The organism is Brevundimonas sp. (genome assembly GCF_030656255.1).
In the GTDB taxonomy this organism is placed as follows: domain Bacteria; phylum Pseudomonadota; class Alphaproteobacteria; order Caulobacterales; family Caulobacteraceae; genus Brevundimonas.
Genome location: NZ_JAUSOE010000166.1, coordinates 1 through 5,928, shown reverse-complemented (window position 1 = coordinate 5,928; position 5,928 = coordinate 1). Strand labels below are relative to the sequence as shown.

General features: G+C 67.6%; 6 protein-coding genes, 2 tRNA genes and 1 pseudogene. 3 read left to right on the top strand and 6 right to left on the bottom strand.

The window, feature by feature from the left end; translation table 11 throughout:
• The 3 genes and pseudogenes from Q7J26_RS16475 to hemB all read right to left on the bottom strand — a co-directional run.
• Positions 1-210 (bottom strand): GNAT family N-acetyltransferase (locus tag Q7J26_RS16475; RefSeq protein WP_304937445.1); only part of this gene is annotated, 210 nt, incomplete at its 3' end.
• A gap of 6 nt (positions 211-216) precedes the next feature.
• Positions 217-756 (bottom strand): annotated as a pseudogene (locus Q7J26_RS16470) (N-acetyltransferase family protein); the annotation flags it as partial.
• Positions 756-1,754 carry a porphobilinogen synthase gene (hemB, locus tag Q7J26_RS16465; RefSeq protein WP_304937444.1) on the bottom strand — a complete coding sequence of 333 codons (999 nt, stop codon included), beginning with the start codon at positions 1,752-1,754 and terminating at the stop codon, positions 756-758. The pseudogene Q7J26_RS16470 and the gene hemB, both read right to left, overlap by 1 nt.
• Positions 1,755-1,919: 165 nt before the next feature.
• On the opposite strand from hemB, the gene Q7J26_RS16460 reads away from it, so the two are divergent.
• A complete protein-coding gene (locus Q7J26_RS16460) occupies positions 1,920-2,720 on the top strand; it encodes a class I SAM-dependent methyltransferase (RefSeq protein WP_304937443.1) in 801 nt (266 codons plus the stop codon).
• Here the strand turns inward: Q7J26_RS16460 and Q7J26_RS16455 are convergent.
• Positions 2,704-2,997: a hypothetical protein gene (locus tag Q7J26_RS16455; RefSeq protein ID WP_304937442.1), complete on the bottom strand. Its 294-nt coding sequence runs from the start codon at positions 2,995-2,997 to the stop codon at positions 2,704-2,706. The two genes, Q7J26_RS16460 and Q7J26_RS16455, sit on opposite strands and share 17 nt — an antisense overlap.
• A gap of 747 nt (positions 2,998-3,744) precedes the next feature.
• Positions 3,745-4,287 (bottom strand): DUF924 family protein, encoded by a 543-nt coding sequence (locus Q7J26_RS16450; RefSeq protein ID WP_304937441.1) that lies wholly within the window; start codon positions 4,285-4,287, stop codon positions 3,745-3,747.
• Here Q7J26_RS16450 and ilvC point away from each other — a divergent pair.
• Positions 4,286-5,329: a ketol-acid reductoisomerase gene (ilvC, locus tag Q7J26_RS16445; RefSeq protein WP_304937440.1), complete on the top strand. Its 1,044-nt coding sequence runs from the start codon at positions 4,286-4,288 to the stop codon at positions 5,327-5,329. The genes Q7J26_RS16450 and ilvC overlap by 2 nt on opposite strands.
• Positions 5,330-5,409: 80 nt before the next feature.
• On the opposite strand, the gene Q7J26_RS16440 is transcribed toward ilvC, so the two are convergent.
• Positions 5,410-5,486, bottom strand: a tRNA-Pro gene (locus tag Q7J26_RS16440).
• 200 nt (positions 5,487-5,686) lie between these two features.
• Here Q7J26_RS16440 and Q7J26_RS16435 point away from each other — a divergent pair.
• Positions 5,687-5,760 (top strand) — tRNA-Gln (locus Q7J26_RS16435).
• Positions 5,761-5,928: the final 168 nt, after the last annotated feature.

The following is a 5,928-nucleotide window of genomic DNA, read 5'->3' as shown; positions in this document are numbered from 1 at the left end:
GGAATCGCCGATCACGGCGACCATCTGGCGCAGACCCAGGGATTCGCAAGCGCCGATCAGGGCGTCCAGAAGAGCGCCGGCGACGCCGTTGCCCCGGGCCTCGGGGGCGACATAGATCGAGTCCTCGCCCATGTAGCGATAGGCCTGGCGGGTGCGGAACGGGCCGGCGTAGGCGTAGCCGGCCACAGCGCCGTCGATCACGGCGACCAGCCGGGGCAGGCCCGGCGCGTCCGGCGGGGTCTGGCCTCCGGCGAACAGTTCGCGATGCATGAAGACGACGTCGCGCCAGTCGTCATGTTTCCAGCCCGCCGCCTTGAAGACTCCGGCGTCGGCGAAGCCGCGCGCGCGGTGCAGGGCGATGGAGCCGGCGTTGTCGGAATCGCCGATCACGGCGACCATCTGGCGCAGACCCAGGGCTTCGCAAGCGCCGATCAGGGCGTCCAGAAGAGCGCCGGCGACGCCGTTGCCCCGGGCCTCGGGGGCGACATAGATCGAGTCCTCGACCATGTAGCGATAGGCCTGGCGGGTGCGGAACGGGCCGGCGTAGGCGTAGCCGGCCACAGCGCCGTCGATCACGGCGACCAGCCGGGGCAGGCCCAGGGCCTGGACCGAAGCGAACCGGGCGGCCATCTCGATCTCGTCCGGCGGCTCCAGCTCGAAGGTGCCGCGCCCGTTGGCGACGCTCTCGGCATAGATGGCGGTGATCGCCGCCATGTCGGCCTGGGTCGCCTCGCGGATCTGGACGTCAGGCCGCATCAGCCCAGCAGCCGCGCAGCCTGGGGGGCGAAATAGGTCAGGACGCCCGCACAGCCGGCCCGCTTGAACCCGTGCAGGGTCTCCAGAACGGCGCGGTCGTGATCCAGCCAGCCGTTGGCGATGGAGGCCTGCATCATCGCGTACTCGCCCGACACCTGATAGGCGAAAGTCGGCACCTTGAAGGTCTCGGACACGCGGCGAACGATGTCGAGATAGGGCATGCCCGGCTTGACCATGACCGCGTCGGCGCCTTCCGACAGGTCCATGGCGACCTCCTTCAGGGCCTCGTCCGAGTTGGCGTAGTCCATCTGATAGGTCTTCTTGTCGCCCTTCAGCGCGGTCGAGGAGCCGACGGCGTCGCGGTAAGGGCCGTAGAAGGCCGAGGCGAACTTGGCCGCATAGGACAGGATCAGGGTGTCGTGGAAGCCGTTGGCCTCCAGCGCCTCGCGCACCGCCTGGATGCGGCCGTCCATCATGTCGGAGGGGGCGACCACGTCGGCGCCGGCGTGGGCGTGGATGAAGGCCTGTTCGGCAAGGCGATCGAGAGAGGCGTCGTTGACGATCCGGTCGCCCTCCATGACGCCGTCGTGGCCGTGGTCGGTGTAGCAGTCTAGGGCCACGTCGGTCATGACGCCGATCTCCGGCGCGGCGTCCTTGATGGCCTTGATACAGTCGGGGATCAGGCCGTCAGGATCCGTGGCGCCCGTGCCGACCGCGTCCTTGATGGCGCCGTCCACGTTCGGGAACAGGGCGAGCATCGGAATGCCGAGGTCGCGCGCCTCGACCGCCGCTGCGGCGGCCGCCTTGGGCGACAGGCGGAAGACGCCGGGCATGGAGGCGACGGGCACGCGGTCCTCGGCGCCGTCGTGAACGATCAGCGGCCAGATCAGATCGGCGGGGGTCAGGACGGTCTCGGCGACCAGACGACGCACCCAGGGACTGGCGCGCAGACGCCGCGGACGGGCGAGCGGGAAGGGGGCGGGTTGGTAGGGAAGCATGGACGGATGACCTTGAAAACCTGGCGACGGACTAGCGCCGCCGAGGCGGAGGCGCAAATCGCGTGATGCGTCAGATCGTTTCGCGCGTGATACCGGCTTGCGCGGATCGGCGAAATGCGAGCCTATCGCGACAAAATCTGGCGCGACGAAATCAGGGAGACGGCGATGATGAGGCGGTTGGCGGCGGGCGCGGCGGTTGTGGCTCTGGCGGCGGGACTGTCCGGCTGCATCATCATCGCGTCGGAGGGCGGCGAGCGGACGGTGCTCGTGGACAGCGCGCCTCTGGCCGCCCCGGCCTATGTCTCGCTCTATACGGATGCGGTAGCTGATCCGAAGCGCCCGGCCGAAGAAGTGGCGCGCGATCCGTTGCGTCATCCGGCCGAGATCCTGGCCTTCGCCCAACTGGCGCCGGGCGACAAGGTGGCCGATGTACGCCCCGGCGCCGGCTATTTCACCCGCCTGTTCTCGGACGTGGTCGGGCCGACGGGCCGGGTCTACGCCTTCGTGCCCGAGCGGACGATGACGCGGGAGAATCCGATGGCCGACGCCCTGGTCGCCGCCTATCCCAATGTGACGCGGGTCAACGGCCTGCTGGACGCCATGACCTATGACCAGCCGCTGGACATGGTCTTCATGAGCCAGGAATATCACGACTTCCACATCCCCGGTTTCAACACGGATGTGGCCAAGATGAATGCGGCCGTGTTCGCCGCCCTGAAGCCCGGCGGCCGCTATATCCTGATCGACCATCAGGCAGCGGCGGGTACGGGGATCTCGGCGGTCCAGACCCTGCACCGGATCGAGGGCGACTATCTGAAGCGCGAGGTCGAGGCGGCGGGCTTTGTGTTCGAGGGCGAGAGCGCGGCCGTGGCCAATCCGGCCGACGACCACAGCCTGAACGTCTTCGACGAAGCCATTCGCGGCAAGACCGACCAGTTCGTCTATCGCTTCAGAAAGCCGGGCTGAGGGCTTCAGATTCGGGAGCTTCGGTCGAACGGGCGCTCGCTTCCCGCGCCTCCCGCGCCCGTCTGAGGGCGCCGGCCTCGGCCCGGAGAAGCGGGCCGGGGACGATATAGTCGGCATGGACCGGGCGGCGCCTGGCCTTGAACTGCCGCAGGAACAGGCCTTCGCGCTCGGTCAGGGGTTCGGCTTCTCCGGCGGCGATCAGCTCAAGCCGGTGTCGCTGCAGCGCATAGGCGAAGGCGTCGTCATGGCGGGCGCTGGACGGACGGCGAGGACGCATCGGGGACTCCTTCTGGACGTGAGTGAATTGGCTCTGTCTTCGCGGGGGACCTGCGAAGTCGGGGAGGGCGTGGGACGCCGGGTCTGCACCCGGGGTTTGGAGTTTCAAGTACCGTTTCGGCGCAGTCGTCGTCCCACGCGGTCGTTTTCCACACGCGCTCCGGCTGGCGGCCCTCGTCTTCGAGCCTTGCCGGATCGGCGGGCCGTCTTGCGACGGCTTCGCCGGGGCGGACATGCCGATATGACAATCGACAGCGGCCCGCTTTCCTAAGCGTGCGGCGAGCAGGAGGCGGCATCCATCGCCGCCCCTAAGGACCCCGGCGGTCTCCTTCCCGCCGGCTTCATCGCTCGACCACAGCCCCGCCGCCGTCAGGGCGCTGGATCCGACGCCCTCCCCATCGGCGGGGATGAGAGGATGATACGGGCGCCGGCTGGTATGGCGGGGAAATAGGGTCGAGATTCTTTTAGGGCGTTGAAATCGTTCGATTCAGACCAGCGTCATTGTGGGGGCTGGCCCAGGTTGTCGATCATCACTTTTGTCATTCCGGGCGGAGGGCCGCTTGGCCCGAAGACCCGGAACCCAGCGGCGCGCGCGAGCGCGAACCTGTCGCGTGCTCGATCTTCGAACATTTTGCGGCGGATGGATTTCGCCTTCGGCGCCGCTGGGTTCCGGGTCTCCGCTGCGCTTCGCCCGGAATGACGAAAGAGAGGAGGTTCCTTTTCCGGTGGTGGGAGAGGGTCTGGCCGTTCAGCCGCCGAAGCCGCCCTGGTCGAGGAAGGCCTGTTCCTCGGGCGTGGTCGTGCGGCCCAGGGCGGGGTTACGGTGGGGGAAGCGGCCGAAACGGACGATGATGTCGCGGTGGAGGCGGCCCCATTTCTCGAGCTCGGCGTCGCCGGCGACCAGGGCCATGTAGCGGTCCTGATCCTCGATCCGTTCGGAATGTTCGAAGGGGAGGAGGAGGAAGTTCTTCAGTTCCGGCGCGACCTGGAGATGGTGGCCGCGCGCCACGGCCTGTTCCGCGAACATCAGAGCCAGGGGATCGGTGGCGAACTGATGCGCCGTGCCGCGGAAGCTGTTGCGGGGATACTGGTCCAGCAGGATCAGCAGGGCGAGGGCGGTCTCGGGCGCAGCGATCCAGTCGTCGCGTTCGCGTCGGGCGGCCGACCCGTGCAGATCATGGCCTCGCGCGCGAAACGCGGCGTCGAAGGCCTCGTCCTTGGCGAACCACTTTTCGGGTCCGGCCGCTTTCCAGAAGGCGACGACGTCGGATGGGGCTATGAAGGCGGTCATGAGCCAGATCCTAGCCAATCCGCTTCCCGTCTTCCATGACCGTGACTGCGACCTTTCGATCATCCGGGGCAAGCGGGTCGCCATGATCGGCTACGGCAGCCAGGGACGGACCCATGCGCTGAACCTGCGCGATTCGGGCGTGACCGACATCGTGGTGGGCCTGAAGACCGCGTCGAAGACGCGTGAGCGCGCCGAGGCGGACGGATTCGCCGTGATGACGGCGGGCGAGGCCGCTGCGGGCGCGGACGTGGTCGCCGTCATGACCTCGGACGAGGCGCACCGCGACCTGTGGCGCGATGAGCTGGCGCCGAACGTGCGGCCGGGCGCCGCCCTGGTCTTCGCCCACGGCCTGTCGGTGCGGTTCGGCCTGGTGGAGCCGCGCGCCGACCTGGACGTGATCCTGGCCTCGCCCAAGGGCATCGGGCCGCGCATCCGCGACCTGTACGAGGCCGGAGAGGGGGTCTTCTGCCTGTTCGGGGTGCATCAGGACGCGACGGGCGGGGCGCACGCCCTGGGCCTGTCCTATGCGGCGGCCCTGGGGTGCGGGCGCAAGGGCATCCTCGAGACGACGATGAAGGATGAATGCGAGAGCGATCTGTTCGGCGAACAGGTGGTGCTGTGCGGCGGGATCGCCGAACTGATCGATTCGGCCTTCATGAAACTGGTCGAGGCCGGCTATCCGCCCGAGGTGGCCTGGTTCGAGTGTTTCTACGAGGCCAAGCTGGTCACGGATCTGATGTTCGAGCGGGGCATAGCGGGCGCCTTCGCCAAGATCTCCAACACGGCGGAATACGGGGCTTATCTGACCGGGCCGCGAATCATCAACGCCGCCTCGCGAGCGGCGATGGACCAGGTGCTGGCCGAGGTGCAGGGCGGGGGCTTCGTGCGGGCCCTGATGGCGGATTACGACGCCGGCTCGCCCGACCTGCTGGCGCGGCGTGCGGCCCTGGGGCGGCGGCCGATCGAGGCGGTGGGGGCGCATCTGAACGAGATGGCGCGCCTGGCGCGAGAGACGGCGGCGAACGACGACTCCCGCGCATAGGCTTCGTCATCCCCGGCTCGATCCGACCCTCGGGTCGAGCCCGAGGGGGACGATTATTGGAATTTGAAAAAAAGAGAAGATGGTCGGAGTGAGAGGATTCGAACCTCCGACCCCTGCGTCCCGAACGCAGTGCTCTACCAGGCTGAGCCACACTCCGACCGTGGGGGCTGGCCTGGCGGCGTCGCCCCGAAGTGAGGACGCGGCTTATAGCCATGGGTTTCGGACCCCGCAAGCACCCATTTCGCCCTTCTTCCCCCGAGGCGAAAATAGTCCTGAAAGAGGGTGTTGCATCCGAAAAGGGTTTGGCCTATCTGACCGCCTCCGCCGCACAAGACCGCTGCGGAACACCGGTCCTGCTGGGGAATGGTGTAATGGTAACACTCCGGTTTTTGGTACCGTCATTCTAGGTTCGAGTCCTAGTTCCCCAGCCATCGACCCCAAAGGATTTGAGCGTAGTGTGCGCTCTCCTCCCGGTCGTCAGTTCTTCGACCCTTCAGGTCTTGCGGCTAGGCCGCCACAAGGGGCAGGACGCGGCGAAGCTTGATGCGCGGCGGCTTCGGCTTTTCGGTTATCCCCAAAGGCGTGTGGACCAGTTTGCC

Coding starts and splice junctions, on each gene's coding strand:
- hemB (WP_304937444.1), bottom strand. CDS start 1,754: ATGCTTCCCTACCAACCCGCCCCCTTCCCGCTCGCCCGTCCGCGGCGT.
- Q7J26_RS16460 (WP_304937443.1), top strand. CDS start 1,920: ATGATGAGGCGGTTGGCGGCGGGCGCGGCGGTTGTGGCTCTGGCGGCG.
- Q7J26_RS16455 (WP_304937442.1), bottom strand. CDS start 2,997: ATGCGTCCTCGCCGTCCGTCCAGCGCCCGCCATGACGACGCCTTCGCC.
- ilvC (WP_304937440.1), top strand. CDS start 4,286: ATGAGCCAGATCCTAGCCAATCCGCTTCCCGTCTTCCATGACCGTGAC.
- Q7J26_RS16450 (WP_304937441.1), bottom strand. CDS start 4,287: ATGACCGCCTTCATAGCCCCATCCGACGTCGTCGCCTTCTGGAAAGCG.